Source organism: Streptomyces sp. CB02400, assembly GCF_001905725.1.
In the GTDB taxonomy this organism is placed as follows: Bacteria; Actinomycetota; Actinomycetes; order Streptomycetales; family Streptomycetaceae; genus Streptomyces; species Streptomyces atrovirens.
Map to the genome: position 1 here is coordinate 73,252 of NZ_LIWB01000002.1, position 16,105 is coordinate 89,356.

Sequence of the window (16,105 nt, forward strand, 5' to 3'; positions counted from 1 at the left end):
CCCGACGCCCGTCGTCCGCCCCCGGGACAGCGGGTTTCCCGCCGGCTTCCGGAGGCCCGTCGTCCGGCCCTGGGACAACCGGCTTCCCGCCGGCTTCCGGAGGCTCGTCGCCCGACGCCGGGACCGCCGTTCTCCCGGCGGCTTCCGGGCGCCCGTCGTCCGCCCCCGGGGCGGCAGGGGCCCCGACCGAGTTCCTGCGCCCGTCCTCGGACTCCGGTGCTCCGACCGAGTTCCTGCGTCCCTCTCCGGACACTGGTGCTCCGACCGAGTTCCTGCGTCCCTCCTCGGGCCCCGGCGCCCCGACGGCCCCCCGCACCCCCGTCCGTGACCCCTGGCAGGAAGAGGCCGGTGACTCCGCCGCGGCCACCCACGACCCGCACGAGGTGACGGTCCAGCTCGACTCCGTGCAGATAGGGGAAGGCCTCGAACTGCGCCGGACGCCGGGCCACGCGCGCCACGCGGGCGGCGGGCAGGACGCCGCCGGCGGACCCGTGTTCGTCGACGAGTCCGGCCGCCGCAGCCGCCTCTACCGCCGTATCGGCCTGGTCGTCGGCCTCGCCTGCGCCGGCTACGCCGTCGTCATGGTCGCCACGCTGCTGTCCGGCAACTCCGACGCCCCCTGGATGCCCGTGCCCGGCCAGGAGAACAAGCCCGCCGGTCAGGTCGAGACGACACCGCAGCCCACCGAGACGGACACCACGCCCGGCTCCGGCACCAGCCTCGCCCCGGGCGGCACGCCGACCACCGGCGCCCCGACCCTGCCCGCGCCCGACGCCACCGCCCCCGCGACGGGCGGCGGAACCGGCACCGGGAACCAGCCGGACGCCACCGACCCGACACCGACGGCGACCGAGCAGAACACCACCGACCCGGCCACCGGCGGTGACGACGACGCCACCTCCACACCCCCGGACGACACCGTGAGCACACCGCCCGCGGACCAACCGGTGTCGGAGACCCCAGACCCCGTGACGACCGCCCCCACGGGCGGCGGAGAGGCCGGCACCGACGACCTCGCCGGTGCCCCCGCCGACCAGCCGGTCGTCGCCGACGACGGCTCCGCCGCTCAGCCGGACCCGTCCACCACCCCCGCCGCACAGTCCCCGGAGAACGTCGTCTGATGGCATCCCGCTCCCCCCGTCACCGGCCTCCCCGTCAGGCCCGTGGCGGTGCCCTGCGTCGCCGCGTACCCCTGCGCCTCCTGCTTCCGGTGCTCGTCCTCGTCGCCCTGGCGGCGATGCTCATGCTGCGCGGATACGTGCACAGCGAGATCCTCGCCGACCACCGCGTCCAGAAACCCGCACCCACCACCCAGGTGCCGGAGGAAATCCTGGAGGGCGGCCCGGTCATCGACGCCCGCGCCGGCAAGGTCCAGAGCCTGAGCGTGCCCGACCACCGCCTCGTCCTCACCTTCGACGACGGCCCGGACCCGACCTGGACCCCGAAGGTGCTCGACGTGCTGAAGAAGCACGACGCGCACGCGGTCTTCTTCGTCACCGGCACCATGGCCTCCCGCTACCCGGACCTCGTCCAGCGCATGGTCGACGAGGGCCACGAGATCGGCCTGCACACCTTCAACCACCCCGACCTCGCCCTCCAGTCCAAGAAGCGCATCGACTGGGAGCTGTCGCAGAACCAGCTCGCGATCACCGGCGCGGCCGGCATCCGCACCTCGCTCTTCCGCCCGCCGTACTCCTCCTACGCCGAGGCCATGGACAACGAGTCCTGGCCGGTCACCGAGTACATCGGCAGCCGCGGTTACCTCACCATCGTCAACAACACCGACAGCGAGGACTGGAAGCGGCCCGGCGTCGACGAGATCATCCGCCGCGCCACGCCGCACCACGGCAAGGGCGCCATCGTCCTGATGCACGACTCCGGCGGCGACCGCAGCCAGACCGTCGCGGCGCTCGACAGGTTCCTGCCCGACCTCAAGGACAAGGGCTACGAGTTCGACAACCTCACCGAGGCCCTGGACGCGCCCAGCGCGCACAGCCCGGTCACCGGCGCCGACCTCTGGAAGGGCAAGGCGTGGATCTTCCTGGTCCAGGCCTCGGAGCACATCACCGACGTCCTGGTGGTCGGCCTCGCGATCATCGGCACCCTGGTCATCGGCCGCTTCGTCCTGATGCTGCTCCTCTCCGGCGTCCACGCCCGCCGGGTCCGCCGGAAGAACTTCCGCTGGGGCCCGCCGGTCAACGAACCGGTGACGGTGCTGGTCCCTGCGTACAACGAGGCCAAGTGCATCGAGAACACCGTCAACTCCCTGATGGCGAGCGAGCACCCGATCGAGGTCCTCGTCATCGACGACGGTTCCACCGACGGCACCGCCCGCATCGTCGAGGCGATGGGCCTGCCCAACGTACGGGTGATCCGCCAACTCAACGCGGGCAAGCCGGCCGCGCTCAACCGGGGCCTGGCCAACGCCCGTTACGACATCGTCGTGATGATGGACGGCGACACCGTCTTCGAACCGTCCACGGTCCGTGAACTCGTCCAGCCCTTCGGCGACCCGAGGGTCGGCGCGGTGGCGGGCAACGCCAAGGTCGGCAACAAGGACAGCCTCATCGGCGCCTGGCAGCACATCGAGTACGTGATGGGCTTCAACCTGGACCGCCGGATGTACGACATCCTGCGCTGCATGCCCACCATCCCCGGCGCGGTGGGCGCCTTCCGCCGCTCCGCCCTGGAGCCCATCGGCGGCATGAGCGACGACACCCTCGCCGAGGACACCGACGTCACCATGGCGCTGCACCGCGCCGGCTGGCGCGTGGTCTACGCCGAGAACGCCCGCGCCTGGACCGAGGCCCCGGAGACCGTCCAGCAGCTCTGGTCCCAGCGCTACCGCTGGTCGTACGGCACCATGCAGGCCATCTGGAAGCACCGCCGCGCGGTGATCGAGAAGGGCCCCTCGGGCCGCTTCGGCCGGATCGGCCTGCCCTTCGTCTCCCTGTTCATGATCGTGGCCCCGCTGCTGGCCCCGCTGATCGACGTCTTCCTGCTCTACGGCATCGTCTTCGGCCCGACCCAGAAGACGATCATGGCGTGGCTGGGCGTCCTCGCCATCCAGGCGGTCTGCGCGGCCTTCGCCTTCCGCCTCGACCGTGAACGCATGACCCACCTGATCTCGCTGCCGCTGCAGCAGATCCTCTACCGCCAGCTCATGTACGTGGTGCTGCTCCAGTCCTGGATCACCGCACTCACCGGCGGCCGCCTGCGCTGGCAGAAGCTGCGGCGCACCGGCGTGGTCGGAGCCCCCGTCGCCGGAGCGGTGCCGGGCCAGCGTGACCGGCGCAGCGATGATCGGAGGCCCGTGGCATGACCCACGGATACACGACCGGCACGGGCACGAGCCCGGAACCGGCGGGCCCGTACGGAACGCCGTACGCGGGGGGCGCGGGCGCGGTCCCCGAGACGCCGTACACGCTCCCGCAGCAGCGTGCGGCCGAGGCGGCGCCCAAGCCCGAGTCCGCCCCGGCGCCCAGGAAGCCGGGCCGCGACCGGTACCTGGACCTGCTGCGCTCCATCGCCCTGGTCCGCGTCGTGGTGTACCACCTCTTCGGCTGGGCCTGGCTGACGGTGCTGTTCCCCTCGATGGGCGTGATGTTCGCGCTGGCCGGTTCGCTGATGGCACGTTCGCTGAAGCGTCCGGCACTGAGCGTGATCCGCAGCCGCGTCCGGCGCCTGCTACCGCCCCTGTGGGCGTTCTCCGCGGTCGTGCTGGCGATGATGTTCGTCAACGGCTGGAACCCGTCCGAGGACCCGGACCACGGTGACACCTGGGGCCTGATCGGGCTGTTCAACTACATCGTCCCGATCGGCGCCCCGCCCTACCCCTGGCACGTCGGCTCGAAGTCCGGCCTGCTTGAGGACACCTGGGCGGTGCAGGCCGCGGGCGTTCTGTGGTACCTGCGCGCCTACCTGTGGTTCGTCCTCGCGTCGCCGCTGTTGCTGTGGCTGTTCCGCAAGGCTCCCTGGCCGACGCTGCTCGCGCCGCTCGGCCTGACGGCGATCGTCGGCACGGGCGTGGTGACCATTCCCGGCGAGACGGGCAACGCGGTCACCGACTTCGCGGTCTACGGCAGCTGCTGGGTGCTGGGCTTCGCCCACCACGAGGGCCTGCTGAAGCAGGTCCCCCGGTACGTCTCCGTTTCCTGCGCGTCGCTGGTGATGGCCTTCGGCCTGTGGTGGGCCTCGAACCACCTCGGCCCCGACGGCTGGGACCTCAACGACATCCCGCTGGCCCAGGCCACCTGGTCGTTCGGCTTCGTCGTGATCCTGCTCCAGTACTCCCCGTCCTGGCAGGAACTCCCTGGCCGGCTGGCCAAGTGGGACAAGATGGTGACCCTCTCCAACAACCGCGCGGTCACCATCTACCTGTGGCACAACCTGCTGATCATGGCGACGGTCCCGATCATCGACCTGGCCTACCGGCTCCCCTTCATGCAGAGCGAGCGGGCGGTCGCCGCCCTCGACGGCGCGTACACCATCTGGATGTTCGCCCTGGTCTGGCCGCTCATCGGCCTGATGGTCCTCGCGGTCGGCTGGGTCGAGGACCTCGCGGCGAAGCGCAGGCCACGCCTGTGGCCGAACGGAAGCAAGAGCAAGCGTCCCCAGCCGAGCGCCGGGGCGCACCGGGGCTGACGTCACGGTTGCCTGCGCCACCGGGGTTCACCGGTGGCGCAGCGGTCACCTCGTGATGTGCGTGAGGAAGGCGGCCCATGTGGTGGGGAGAGACCGAGCCGGGTCCGGGCGTGGGCTGCGTCTCGTGCAGGAGCACGCCGACTCGTGGGGTGGTTGGGCTCTCGGCGACGGCATGCCGGGGCGAGGGGCCGGGAAGCTGCTCTGGTTCGAAGTGGGCGGGCGTGCAAAACTGCCCCTGTTGCGGAAGTGAACAGAGGTGCCAGGGGGCGAGGGCGGATGAGCAAGCGGCAGACGCGGAAGATGCTGCGACTGATGGCGAGCGGGGAGCCGGTCGAGCTCACCAGTGCGATGGCTTCCGTGAAGAAGCTCGCCCGACTCGCCTTCGTCGCCCAGCAGTTCGGGTACGAGTACGCCGATGTACGGCAGGGCGGCGGGAACAACAGTCAGTTGAAGATGCTGATCGTGCCCGACCACAGTCCGCAGGCCCGCACCCGCGCCGCGCAGAACTGGGCGCAGTACCCGAACGCCCACGACGGGGTGTCCCTGCCGCCGCTCGTGCCGGACGCCTTCGAACTCCTCAAGGCCCGCATCAACTTCGACCTCACCGGCAAGAGCGCCGAGAAGCGGATGGGGTACGGCGCCCTCGGTGTCTCCCTCGGCTGCGTGGTCATCGCCTACCGGATCGGCTGGAACTCCTCCGGCTTCGTCATCGCGGCCGTCATCTGGCTCGCCCTCATGGCCGTCTTCGGCATCGGCCTCGTCGTCACCCGCAAGCGCAACGCCAAGTTCGCGGCCCGGTTGCAGGCGGCCGGCTTCGCCCCGGTGGCGGACGAGACGGGCCGGGTACGCTATCTGCCCCCGGGCGGGCAGATGCCGGGGCAGCAGGGCAATCCCTTCGGGGGCGGCCCGTACGGGGCCGCGGTGCCCGGAACGCCGGCGCCGGTGCCGGGTTACGGCTACCAGCCCCCTCAGCCCCCGATGCCGTACGGACAGCCCACCGCTCAGGCCCCCGGCCCCTACGCCCAGCCCCAGCCCCCGTACGGGCATCCCGCCCAGCAGAACCCCCACTGGCAGCCCCCGCAGCGCTGAAGCCGCCGTACCTCTCACCCCGCCCCCGCCCTGGGTGAGCGCAACGTTCCCTCCCGGTCACCGCCTGCCACAGCACCGAAACGCCTCCTCCCTACCTTCGGGATCAGCACCTCGCGGCACCGCCCGCGCCCCCGGAGAGCAGTGGAGGCCTCATGACAGCCCGCAGTGGCCGCTGGATTCACGAGTGGGATCCGGAGGACGAGACCTTCTGGGACCGGACCGGAGAGAAGACCGCCCGTCGGAACCTCTTCTTCTCCGTGCTGTCCGAGCACATCGGGTTCTCGATCTGGACGATGTGGTCCGTGCTCGTGCTCTTCATGGGCCCGGAGTACGGGTTGACGCCCGCCGACAAGTTCCTGCTGACGTCGATGGTCACGCTGGTCGGCGCCGTGGTCCGGGTGCCGTACACCTTCGCCGTCGCGATCTTCGGTGGGCGGAACTGGACGGTGATCAGCGCCGGGCTGCTGCTCGTGCCCAGCGTCGCCGCGTTCGCCGTGATGGAGCCGGGGACGTCCTTCTCCACCTTCCTGCTGGTCGGCCTGCTGGCCGGGATCGGCGGCGGCAACTTCGCCTCCTCCATGACCAACATCAACGCCTTCTTCCCGCTCAGGAAGAAGGGCTGGGCGCTCGGGCTGAACGCCGGCGGAGGCAACATCGGCGTCCCGGTGATCCAGCTCGCCGCCCTCGCGATCATCGGCGCGAGCGGCGGACCGCGGGTGCTGCTCGGCATCTACATCCCGCTGATCGTCGTCGCCGCCGTGCTCGCCGCGCTCTACATGGACAACCTGGCCTCGGTGAAGAACGACACCGGCGCCGCCAAGGACGCCGCCAGGGAAGCGCACACCTGGATCATGTCCTTCCTCTACATCGGCACCTTCGGCTCGTTCATCGGCTACAGCTTCGCCTTCGGGCAGGTGCTGCAGAACCAGTTCGACCGCACGCCGCTCGAAGCCGCGTACGTCACCTTCATCGGCCCGCTGCTCGGCTCCCTGATCCGTCCGGTGGGCGGGTCGCTCGCCGACCGGTACGGCGGCGCGCGGATCACGCTGTGGAACTTCGTCGCGATGGGCGCGGCGACGGCGGTGCTGATCGTCGCCTCCATGCAGAAGTCGCTGGCGCTTTTCACCGTCGCCTTCGTGGTGCTGTTCGTGCTGACCGGCCTCGGCAACGGGTCGACGTACAAGATGATCCCCGGCATCTTCCAGGCGAAGGCCCTGGCCAGGGGGCTCGCGGGTGAGGAGGCGGCCGCGTACGGGCGGCGGCTGTCGGGGGCGTCCATGGGGCTGATCGGCGCGGTGGGGGCGCTCGGCGGGGTCGGCATCAACCTGGCCTTCCGCCAGTCCTTCCTCTCCTACGGCTCCGGCACCGGCGCGTTCGTCGCCTTCCTCGCCTGTTACGCGGTCTGTTTCGCGGTCACCTGGGCCGTATACCTGCGCCGCCCGGCGGCCCGGCCGACGGACACGGATGCCGCCCCGGAGGAGAAGCCGCAGCTCAGCTACGCCGACGTATGACGTAACACTGGTGACATGAAGCCGAACCGAGCCTGTCACGGATCGTTGACAGGCTCGATCGGCATGGAGGTGGAGCCGCACTTTCACGCACGCAGGACGCACCTCCCCGCAGTACGCCGACTCGAGCCGGGACGAGAGCCATGTACGACGAACAAGAGCAGCCACCGGAACACGGGCCCCTCGCGGGGTTCACCGTGGGTGTGACCGCGGCGCGACGGGCCGACGAGCTGGGCGCGCTGCTTGAGCGGCGCGGAGCCGCCGTGCTGCACGCCCCGGCCCTGCGGATCGTGCCGCTCGCCGACGACAGCGAGCTGCTGGCCGCCACCAAGGACATCATCGGGCAGGTCCCGGACATCGCGGTCGCCACCACCGCCATCGGGTTCCGGGGCTGGGTGGAGGCCGCCGACGGCTGGGGGCTGGGCGAGGACCTGCTGGAGCGGCTGCGCGGGGTGCGGATCCTGGCGCGCGGGCCGAAGGTGAAGGGCGCGATCCGGGCCGCCGGGCTGACGGAGGAGTGGTCGCCGGCGTCGGAGTCCATGGCGGAGGTGCTCGACCGGCTGCTGGAGGAGGGCGTCGACGGGCTGCGGATCGCCGTACAGCTCCACGGTGAGCCGCTGCCCGGGTTCGTGGAGTCGCTGCGGGCCGGGGGAGCGGAGGTGGTGGGGGTGCCGGTCTACCGGTGGCTGCCGCCGGAGGACCTCGGGCCCGTCGACCGTCTCATCGACGCGGCCGTCGCCCGCACCCTGGACGCGGTCACCTTCACCAGTGCGCCCGCCGCCGTGTCCCTGCTGTCCCGCGCGGAGGAACGCGGACTGCTCGACGACCTGCTCGCCGCGCTCGGCCACGACGTGCTGTCCGCCTGCGTCGGCCCGGTCACCGCGCTGCCGTTGCAGGCCCGCGGCATCGACACGGTGCAGCCCGAGCGCTTCCGGCTCGGCCCGCTGGTCCAGCTCCTCTGCCGGGAACTGCCCGCGCGGGCGCGTGCGTTGCCCGTCGCCGGGCACCGGGTGGAGATCCGGGGGCACGCGGTCCTGGTGGACGGCGCGCTCAGGCCCGTACCGCCGGCCGGGATGTCGCTGCTGCGGGCGCTGTCCCGGCGGCCCGGCTGGGTCGTCTCCCGCGCGGAGCTGCTGCGCGCCCTTCCGGGCGCGGGCCGCGACGAACACGCGGTGGAGACCGCCATGGCCCGCCTCCGCTCCGCCCTGGGCGCCCCGAAGCTGATCCAGACGGTCGTCAAACGCGGCTACCGCCTCGCCCTGGACCCGGTGGCGGAGGAGAAGTACGGGGAGAGCTGAGCACGGCGCGAGGGGTTCGAGCCCTGCCGCCGGCTTCCGTTCGTCTCGCGGCGCCCGCACGCTTCCGGGCTGCTTGGAGCAGGAGGCGTCCCCGGAGCACGCACCCGGCGCCACGCGGCCCGACCCTCCGGGGCGGAGGACGGGAGTCCGAGGACAGGCTCCAGGGGTTCCGGCGGCCGGGGCGGGCAGGCACTGTGGGAAGGGAACAGCTTCCCGGATCGCTCACCGGCCCCTCGCGCGGGGCCAACCTAGGCGGTGGCAGGAACATGGCACTGGGTACGGTCACGGCGCCCCACGAGCTGCGGTTCGACACCGGGCGGGTCTGCCTGGATCTGCTCGCGACCACCCATCCCGTGGAACGGCTCGGCTCCGTGGAGGTGCTGCGCGCCTGGATCACTGGCTCCGGGCTCGTGCCCGCGGGCACCGCGCTCGCCCACGCCGACACGTCCTGGCCGGTGGCCTTCCGCGAACTGCGCGGACGGCTCGCCCCGTTGGTGCGTGGCCGGCCGGCGCCCGGCGTCCCCTCGTACGACCTCGCGCTCGCCCGGGTCAACGAACTGGCCCGTGCCGCGCCGCCGGTGCCCCGCGCGGTGCCCGGTGAGGACGGCGTGCTGGTGCGCCGCCTAGACGGCCCGCCCGGCCGCGCGGCGCTGCTCGCGGCCGTCGCGCGGGACGCGGTGGATCTGCTCACCGACCCCGTCGCGCTCGGGAGTCTGCGGCAGTGCGAGGGCGACAACTGCCCGATCGTGTACCTCGACACCTCCCGGGGGCGCAGGCGGCGCTGGTGCTCCAGCGAGATCTGCGGCAACCGGGAGCGTGTCGCCCGCCACCGCCGGCGCGCGGCACTCGCGCGGGCCTGACCGACTCCGGTGCCGTCCACGAAAGGACGCCGAAGCGCGGTCCACGAAAGGGCGCCGAAGTGACGTCGGTTACACCGCTGTTCACCGCCCTCGCATTGTGATCGACGTCACACTCTTGTCGTCGTGTCGGAAATGTGAAGAAGCGGCGGGGGGATTGTGGGTTCATGTCCCGGTCGTCACCTGACCTCGCGGAAAACTGTCATCTCGCTTTGAACACGCGCCCCCTGACGTCCGTACCGGTTGTCGAGCGACCGACTGGGGGATCCCCCGGACACCGGAGGTGGGCGTGCGCAAGGATGCGGCCGTGGCCAATGAACGTGGAGCGAGGGCCCGACATCGCATGTCCTCACAGCCCTCGGAACCCGACGAGGAGCTGATGCGGGCGCTGTACCGCGAGCACGCCGGACCTCTGCTGGCCTACGTCCTGCGGCTGGTCGCCGGAGACCGGCAGCGCGCCGAGGACGTCGTTCAGGAAACGCTCATCCGTGCCTGGAAGAACGCCGGTCAGCTCAATCGGGCGACCGGTTCGGTACGCCCCTGGCTGGTGACGGTCGCCCGGCGCATCGTCATCGACGGCCACCGCAGCCGGCAGGCCCGGCCGCAGGAGGTCGATCCGTCGCCGCTGGAGGTCATCCCCGCGGAGGACGAGATCGACAAGGCGCTGTGGCTGATGACGCTGTCGGACGCGCTCGACGACCTGACCCCGGCTCACCGGGAGGTCCTCGTCGAGACGTACTTCAAGGGGCGTACCGTCAATGAGGCGGCGCAGACACTCGGCATACCCAGCGGCACCGTCCGCTCCCGGGTCTTCTACGCCCTGCGGTCGATGAAGCTGGCTCTGGAGGAGCGGGGGGTGACGGCGTGACGAGGGTCTACGGGGGATACGGAGAGGGTGGCACGGGTATGTCTGGTCCCATGCAGGGATCACCGGTGCCGAACGAACACGAGACCGTCGGCGCCTACGCACTCGGCATTCTCGACGACGCCGAAGCAACCGCTTTCGAGGCGCACCTCGCGACCTGCGAGTGGTGCGCCCAGCAGCTCGACGAACTCGCCGGCATGGAACCGATGCTGGCCGCGCTCGCGGACCTGCCCGGCACCGGGACGCCCGCGCTGGGCGAGTCGCTGTCCGCCAAGCCCTCCCCGCGCGTGGTGGAGAAGCTGGTCGACGAGGTGGCCGAGCGCCGCGCGAGGAAGCGCCGCCGAAACTTCTACATGGTGGCCGCCGCCGGTGCGCTGATCATCAGCGGGCCGTTCGTGGCCGTCGCGGCGAGCGGCGGGGGCGACGAAGGGGGTGGTGGGAGCGGTGCCAACCGGACGCTCGCGGCCAACCCCGCGAAGGAGGCCTTCGACAAGAGCTCCGACAAGATCATGGCGACCGATCCCGGTACTCAGGTGACCGCGACGGTGGCCCTGGAGGAGAAGCTCTGGGGCACCGAGATCGTCACGGAGCTGAAGAACGTCGAGGGCCCGCAGAAGTGCTCGCTCGTCGCCGTCGGCAAGAACGGCGAGCGCGAGACGGTGAACTCCTGGTCCGTGCCCGGCGAGGGATACGGCCTGCCCGACGCCAAGACGGACAAGGCCAAGCAGCCCCTGTACGTCCAGGGCGGCGCCGCCTTCGCACCGAACGAGATCGACCACTTCCAGGTCATGACCTTCGACGGCAAGCTGCTCGTCGAGGTCGACGCGTAGCCTTACGGGGTCCCCTTCGCGTACGGTTGACGGCTGCCCAGCACGTCAGAAGGGGGCCCGGTGGCCGCTCAGGCTCAACAGGAAACCGCGGTCGATCCGGTTCACGACTCCGTTCGCGACCGGGAGATCCGAGTCGAACAGGAACACCTCGACCGGGTGTACCTGCGCCTCGAGGAGAAGATCCACGAGGCCGAGTTCCTCATGCGCGACGCCGCCCGGCGCGGCCAGGTCGGCACGCCCGGCGCCCTCGCCGAGCGGGACGCCCAGGTCTTCCGGGCCGGCATCCACCTCAACCGGCTGAACAACGAGTACGAGGACTTCCTCTTCGGCCGTATCGACCTGCTGCTCGGCAAGGACGGCAAGAAGGGCCCCGACGGCGCGTACACCGCCGTCGAGCCCGCCGAGGGCGCCGTACGCCCCGACAACACCGCCGACATCGCCGAGACCCTGCACATCGGCCGCATCGGCGTCCTGGACGAGGACTACGCCCCGCTGGTCATCGACTGGCGGGCGCCGGCCGCCGCACCCTTCTACCGGTCCACCCCGGTCGACCCCGGCCGGGTCGTGCGGCGCCGCGTCATCCGATCCAAGGGCCGCCGGGTCCAGAGCGTCGAGGACGACCTGATGCGCCCCGAGCTGACGGCGTCCCTGGACGGTCGCGAGCTGCCCGTGATCGGCGACGGCGCCCTGATGGCCGCGCTGGGCCAGGCCCGTACGCACACCATGCGGGACATCGTGGCGTCCATCCAGGCCGAGCAGGACCTGGTGATCCGCGCCCCCGCCGCCTCCGTGACCTACGTGGAGGGCGGCCCCGGCACCGGCAAGACCGCCGTCGCCCTGCACCGCGCGGCCTACCTCCTCTACCAGGACCGGCGCCGGTACGCGGGCGGCATCCTCATCGTCTCGCCCACCCCGCTGCTCGTCGCCTACACCGAGGGCGTGCTGCCCTCCCTCGGCGAGGAGGGCCAGGTCGCCATCCGCGCCATCGGCTCGCTGGTCGACGGCGCCGAGGCCACCCTGTACGACTCCCCGTCGGTGGCCCGCGCCAAGGGCTCGTACCGCATGCTGAAGGTGCTGCGGAAGGCCGCGCGCGGTGCGCTGGAGCTGGGGCCGGCCGGCCGCCCGGCCGCCGCGGACCGTACGGGGCAGCTCGCCTTCGGCGACGACACCGACGACACCGACGACGCCCCCGCGACGCCCCCCGCCGGGCCTCCCTCCCGACTCCGCGTGGTCGCCTTCGGGCGCCGCCTGGAGCTGGAGTCCGACGCGCTGGAACGTATCCGCCGCACCGCCCTCGGCGGCACCGCCCCGGTCAACCTGCTGCGCCCCCGCGCCCGCAAGCTGCTCCTGGACGCCCTGTGGGAGCGCTCCGGCGCCGGGAACCGGCACACCGACCCGGAGCTGGCCGCGGAGCTGCGCTCCTCCTTCGACGAGGACGTCACCACCGAGGACGACTTCGTCGCCTTCCTCGACGCCTGGTGGCCCGAGCTGACCCCGGCGGCCGTCCTGGACGCCATGGCGGACGAGCGGCGCCTCGGCCGCTGGGCCCGGCGGATCCTCAACCCGGGCGAGGTCCGCAAGGTCGCCCGCGCGCTGAAGCGCGGCGGGCGCTCCGTGCACGACATCGCGATGCTCGACGAGCTCCAGGCGATCCTCGGCGCCCCGGCCCGCCCCCGCAAGAAGCGCGAGCTCGACCCGCTGGACCAGCTCACCGGCCTGGAGGAGCTGATGCCGGTGCGCGAGGAGACGCAGTGGGAGCGGGCCGAGCGGCTCGCCCAAGAGCGCGTCGAGTACGCGCACGTCATCGTCGACGAGGCGCAGGACCTCACCCCGATGCAGTGGCGCATGGTCGGCCGCCGCGGCCGGCACGCCACCTGGACGGTCGTGGGCGACCCGGCCCAGTCCTCCTGGTCCGACCCCGACGAGGCCGCCCAGGCCCGCGACGAGGCCCTCGGCACCCGCCCGCGCCGCCGCTTCGAGCTCACCGTGAACTACCGCAACCCCGCCGAGATCGCCGAACTGGCGTCAAAGGTGCTCGCCCTCGCCATGCCGGGGTCGCAGTCGCCGAGGGCGGTGCGCTCCACCGGTGTCGAGCCGCGCTTCTCCGTCGCCGGGGGCCCGCTGGGCGAGACCGTGCGCGCGGAGGCGGCCCGGCTGCTGGAGCGCGTGGACGGCACCGTGGGCGTGGTCGTCGCCATGCAGCGCCGCGAGGAGGCCCGCCGCTGGCTCGACGGGCTCGGCGACCGCGTGGTGGCGCTCGGCAGCCTGGAGGCCAAGGGCCTGGAGTACGACGCGACGATCGTCGTCTCCCCCGCGGAGATCGCCGACGAGTCCCCGGCCGGCCTGCGGGTCCTGTACGTCGCCCTGACCCGGGCCACGCAGCAGCTCACGGTGGTCTCGGCGGACCGCGACGAGCCGGACGCGGCCGGGGTGCCGGATCTGCTCAGGGACTGAGGGACCGCGGGACTGGGGAATCGGGGGACCGGGGAGCTGAGGGGCGCTCGGAAAAACGGGTTGCGCCACGGGAATGGCCTTACCGGATCCGTTTGTTAGCCTTGGTGTGGCACCGGCCCGATCCAAGCCCCCGGGCCCAACCTTAGTCGCTTCGAGCGACCACTTGCCGCGAGGCGAGCATGGCGGGTCGGTGTCACTCAAGTGTTCGAGAGGTCCACGTCACAGCTGTGACGTGGACCTCTTTTCTTGTCCGGGATCCTCTCGTATGGTGGAAAAAACTTTCCGCTAGACGGCACATGTCGGTGAACAAAACGTCCGCAATCCAGGGCGGCTACCGCGTACTCAGGGGTAGGTGCGACGATCGGACGGCACGTTTAGCGACACGGTAAAAGCAGAGGAAGTCGGCCATGGCAACGGCGCCCAGCGTCTCCTACTCGATGACGATCCGGCTGGAGGTGCCCGCGAGCGGAACCGCCGTATCGCAGCTCACCACGGCCGTGGAGTCCTCCGGAGGCTCGGTGACCGGCCTCGACGTCACCGCGTCCGGCCACGAGAAGCTCCGTATCGACGTCACCATCGCGGCCTCCTCCACCTCGCACGCCGACGAGATCGTCGAGCAGCTGCGCGGCATCGAGGGCGTCACCCTGGGCAAGGTCTCCGACCGTACGTTCCTGATGCACCTCGGCGGCAAGATCGAGATGGCGTCGAAGCACCCCATCCGCAACCGTGACGACCTCTCCATGGTCTACACGCCCGGTGTGGCCCGCGTGTGCATGGCGATCGCCGAGAACCCCGAGGACGCCCGCCGCCTCACCATCAAGCGCAACTCCGTTGCGGTCGTGACGGACGGCTCCGCCGTCCTCGGCCTCGGCAACATCGGCCCCAAGGCCGCGCTGCCGGTGATGGAGGGCAAGGCGGCCCTGTTCAAGCGGTTCGCCGGCATCGACGCCTGGCCGATCTGCCTGGACACCCAGGACACCGACGCGATCGTCGAGATCGTCAAGGCCATCGCCCCGGGCTTCGCCGGCATCAACCTGGAGGACATCTCCGCCCCCCGCTGCTTCGAGATCGAGGCGCGGCTGCGCGAGGCCCTGGACATCCCCGTCTTCCACGACGACCAGCACGGCACCGCGATCGTCGTCCTCGCCGCCCTGACCAACGCCCTGCGGGTCACCGGCAAGGCCATCGAGAACATCCGCGTCGTGATGTCCGGCGCCGGCGCCGCCGGCACGGCCATCCTGAAGCTGCTGATCGCCGCGGGCGTGAAGAACGCCGTGGTGGCCGACATCCACGGCGTCGTGCACGCCGGCCGCGAGGACCTCGTCGACGCCGCCCCCGGCTCCGCGCTGCGCTGGATCGCCGACAACACCAACCCCGAGAACCTCACCGGCACCCTGAAGGAGGCCGTGCGCGGCGCGGACGTCTTCATCGGCGTCTCCGCCCCGAACGTCCTCGACGGCGACGACGTGTCCGCGATGGCCGAGGGCGCGATCGTGTTCGCGCTCGCGAACCCCGACCCCGAGGTCGACCCGGCAATCGCCCGCCAGACGGCGGCCGTTGTGGCCACCGGCCGCTCCGACTTCCCCAACCAGATCAACAACGTGCTGGTCTTCCCGGGTGTCTTCCGCGGCCTGCTCGACGCCCAGTCCCGCACCGTCAACACCGAGATGATGCTGGCCGCCGCACAGGCCCTCGCCGACGTGGTGACCGAGGACGAGCTGAACCCGAACTACATCATCCCCAGCGTCTTCAACGACAAGGTCGCGGGCGCCGTCGCCGGCGCGGTGCGCGACGCGGCGAAGGCGGCGGGGGCGTCGGCCTCCTAGGGAAATCCGGACACCGAGGGGGCTGTGAGGATCACCACGACCGGTTGGAACCGGCGCGTCGGGGCACCCGGAGATCCTGGTCGCCCTTTATGGTGGCGGCCGGGCCGTGGCGCTCTTCGTGTGACTCCCCGGGGTGTTCTCACGACTCCTGCGGGTGCCGGATTGGCATTACCGCCGCAGGTAGAGGCAGGATGCGTCCCTGGGCGCGAGGGTCCGACGAGGGACCCGGGTCCGGGGACCCACCGAGGAACCTGGCAGCATCGGCTTGGCCGTGCCCGACATGCGGCTCCGCCGCGTGGCACGCCTCAACGGCAAGAAGAACACGGGAGTAACAACATGAACCGCAGTGAGCTGGTGGCCGCGCTGGCCGACCGCGCCGAGGTGACCCGCAAGGACGCCGACGCCGTGCTGGCCGCGTTCGCCGAGGTCGTCGGCGACATCGTCTCCAAGGGCGACGAGAAGGTCACCGTCCCCGGCTTCCTGACCTTCGAGCGCACCCACCGGGCCGCGCGCACCGCGCGCAACCCGCAGACCGGTGAGCCGATTCAGATCCCCGCGGGGTACAGCGTGAAGGTGTCGGCGGGCTCGAAGCTGAAGGAAGCCGCCAAGGGCAAGTAAGGGCGCGTGAGCGCCGCTCAGGTTCGGCGCCGTGGGCGACTGCCGGCAGTCTGTGGCTGATCGCGCAGTTCCCCGCGCCCCTTCAGGGCGCTTGCACGAACGCCGATGGGGCGGTC

12 protein-coding genes are annotated in these 16,105 nt (G+C 71.5%); all 12 read left to right on the top strand.

Annotated features, from left to right (window positions below):
- Positions 1 to 383: 383 nt before the first annotated feature.
- Positions 384 to 1,121, top strand: coding sequence for a hypothetical protein (locus AMK33_RS42115; RefSeq protein ID WP_235617988.1), 738 nt, complete (start codon positions 384 to 386; stop codon positions 1,119 to 1,121).
- On the top strand, positions 1,121 to 3,322 hold the full coding sequence (locus AMK33_RS05390) for a polysaccharide deacetylase family protein (RefSeq protein WP_073931584.1): 2,202 nt from the start codon (positions 1,121 to 1,123) through the stop codon (positions 3,320 to 3,322). The genes AMK33_RS42115 and AMK33_RS05390 overlap by 1 nt, the downstream gene beginning before the upstream one ends.
- Positions 3,319 to 4,644: an acyltransferase family protein gene (locus tag AMK33_RS05395; protein WP_073931585.1), complete on the top strand. Its 1,326-nt coding sequence runs from the start codon at positions 3,319 to 3,321 to the stop codon at positions 4,642 to 4,644. Before AMK33_RS05390 ends, AMK33_RS05395 begins: the two co-directional genes overlap by 4 nt.
- 276 nt (positions 4,645 to 4,920) lie before the next feature.
- Entirely contained in the window at positions 4,921 to 5,733 is an 813-nt protein-coding gene (locus AMK33_RS05400; protein ID WP_073931586.1) for a hypothetical protein, read from the top strand.
- Between the two features lie 152 nt (positions 5,734 to 5,885).
- The gene (locus AMK33_RS05405; protein WP_073931587.1) at positions 5,886 to 7,244 is read left to right on the top strand and encodes a nitrate/nitrite transporter; all 1,359 of its coding nucleotides are present in this window, start codon (positions 5,886 to 5,888) and stop codon (positions 7,242 to 7,244) included.
- A 140-nt stretch (positions 7,245 to 7,384) separates the two neighbouring features.
- Complete coding sequence (locus tag AMK33_RS05410) at positions 7,385 to 8,539, top strand: uroporphyrinogen-III synthase (RefSeq protein WP_073931588.1); 1,155 nt, start codon at positions 7,385 to 7,387, stop codon at positions 8,537 to 8,539.
- A gap of 266 nt (positions 8,540 to 8,805) precedes the next feature.
- The gene (locus tag AMK33_RS05415; RefSeq protein ID WP_073931589.1) at positions 8,806 to 9,399 is read left to right on the top strand and encodes a CGNR zinc finger domain-containing protein; all 594 of its coding nucleotides are present in this window, start codon (positions 8,806 to 8,808) and stop codon (positions 9,397 to 9,399) included.
- A 280-nt stretch (positions 9,400 to 9,679) separates the two neighbouring features.
- The gene (locus AMK33_RS05420) at positions 9,680 to 10,264 is read left to right on the top strand and encodes a sigma-70 family RNA polymerase sigma factor (protein WP_004930798.1); all 585 of its coding nucleotides are present in this window, start codon (positions 9,680 to 9,682) and stop codon (positions 10,262 to 10,264) included.
- Positions 10,265 to 10,329: 65 nt separating this feature from the next.
- A complete protein-coding gene (locus tag AMK33_RS05425) occupies positions 10,330 to 11,091 on the top strand; it encodes an anti-sigma factor family protein (RefSeq protein WP_327378543.1) in 762 nt (253 codons plus the stop codon).
- A gap of 60 nt (positions 11,092 to 11,151) precedes the next feature.
- On the top strand, positions 11,152 to 13,545 hold the full coding sequence (locus tag AMK33_RS05430) for a HelD family protein (RefSeq protein ID WP_073931591.1): 2,394 nt from the start codon (positions 11,152 to 11,154) through the stop codon (positions 13,543 to 13,545).
- Positions 13,546 to 13,952: 407 nt separating this feature from the next.
- Entirely contained in the window at positions 13,953 to 15,371 is a 1,419-nt protein-coding gene (locus tag AMK33_RS05435; RefSeq protein ID WP_073931592.1) for an NAD-dependent malic enzyme, read from the top strand.
- Between the two features lie 336 nt (positions 15,372 to 15,707).
- Positions 15,708 to 15,989: an HU family DNA-binding protein gene (locus tag AMK33_RS05440; protein ID WP_004987462.1), complete on the top strand. Its 282-nt coding sequence runs from the start codon at positions 15,708 to 15,710 to the stop codon at positions 15,987 to 15,989.
- Positions 15,990 to 16,105: the final 116 nt, after the last annotated feature.

Coding starts and splice junctions, on each gene's coding strand:
- AMK33_RS05390 (WP_073931584.1), top strand. CDS start 1,121: ATGGCATCCCGCTCCCCCCGTCACCGGCCTCCCCGTCAGGCCCGTGGC.
- AMK33_RS05440 (WP_004987462.1), top strand. CDS start 15,708: ATGAACCGCAGTGAGCTGGTGGCCGCGCTGGCCGACCGCGCCGAGGTG.
- AMK33_RS05415 (WP_073931589.1), top strand. CDS start 8,806: ATGGCACTGGGTACGGTCACGGCGCCCCACGAGCTGCGGTTCGACACC.
- AMK33_RS05405 (WP_073931587.1), top strand. CDS start 5,886: ATGACAGCCCGCAGTGGCCGCTGGATTCACGAGTGGGATCCGGAGGAC.
- AMK33_RS05400 (WP_073931586.1), top strand. CDS start 4,921: ATGAGCAAGCGGCAGACGCGGAAGATGCTGCGACTGATGGCGAGCGGG.
- AMK33_RS05435 (WP_073931592.1), top strand. CDS start 13,953: ATGGCAACGGCGCCCAGCGTCTCCTACTCGATGACGATCCGGCTGGAG.
- AMK33_RS05395 (WP_073931585.1), top strand. CDS start 3,319: ATGACCCACGGATACACGACCGGCACGGGCACGAGCCCGGAACCGGCG.
- AMK33_RS05410 (WP_073931588.1), top strand. CDS start 7,385: ATGTACGACGAACAAGAGCAGCCACCGGAACACGGGCCCCTCGCGGGG.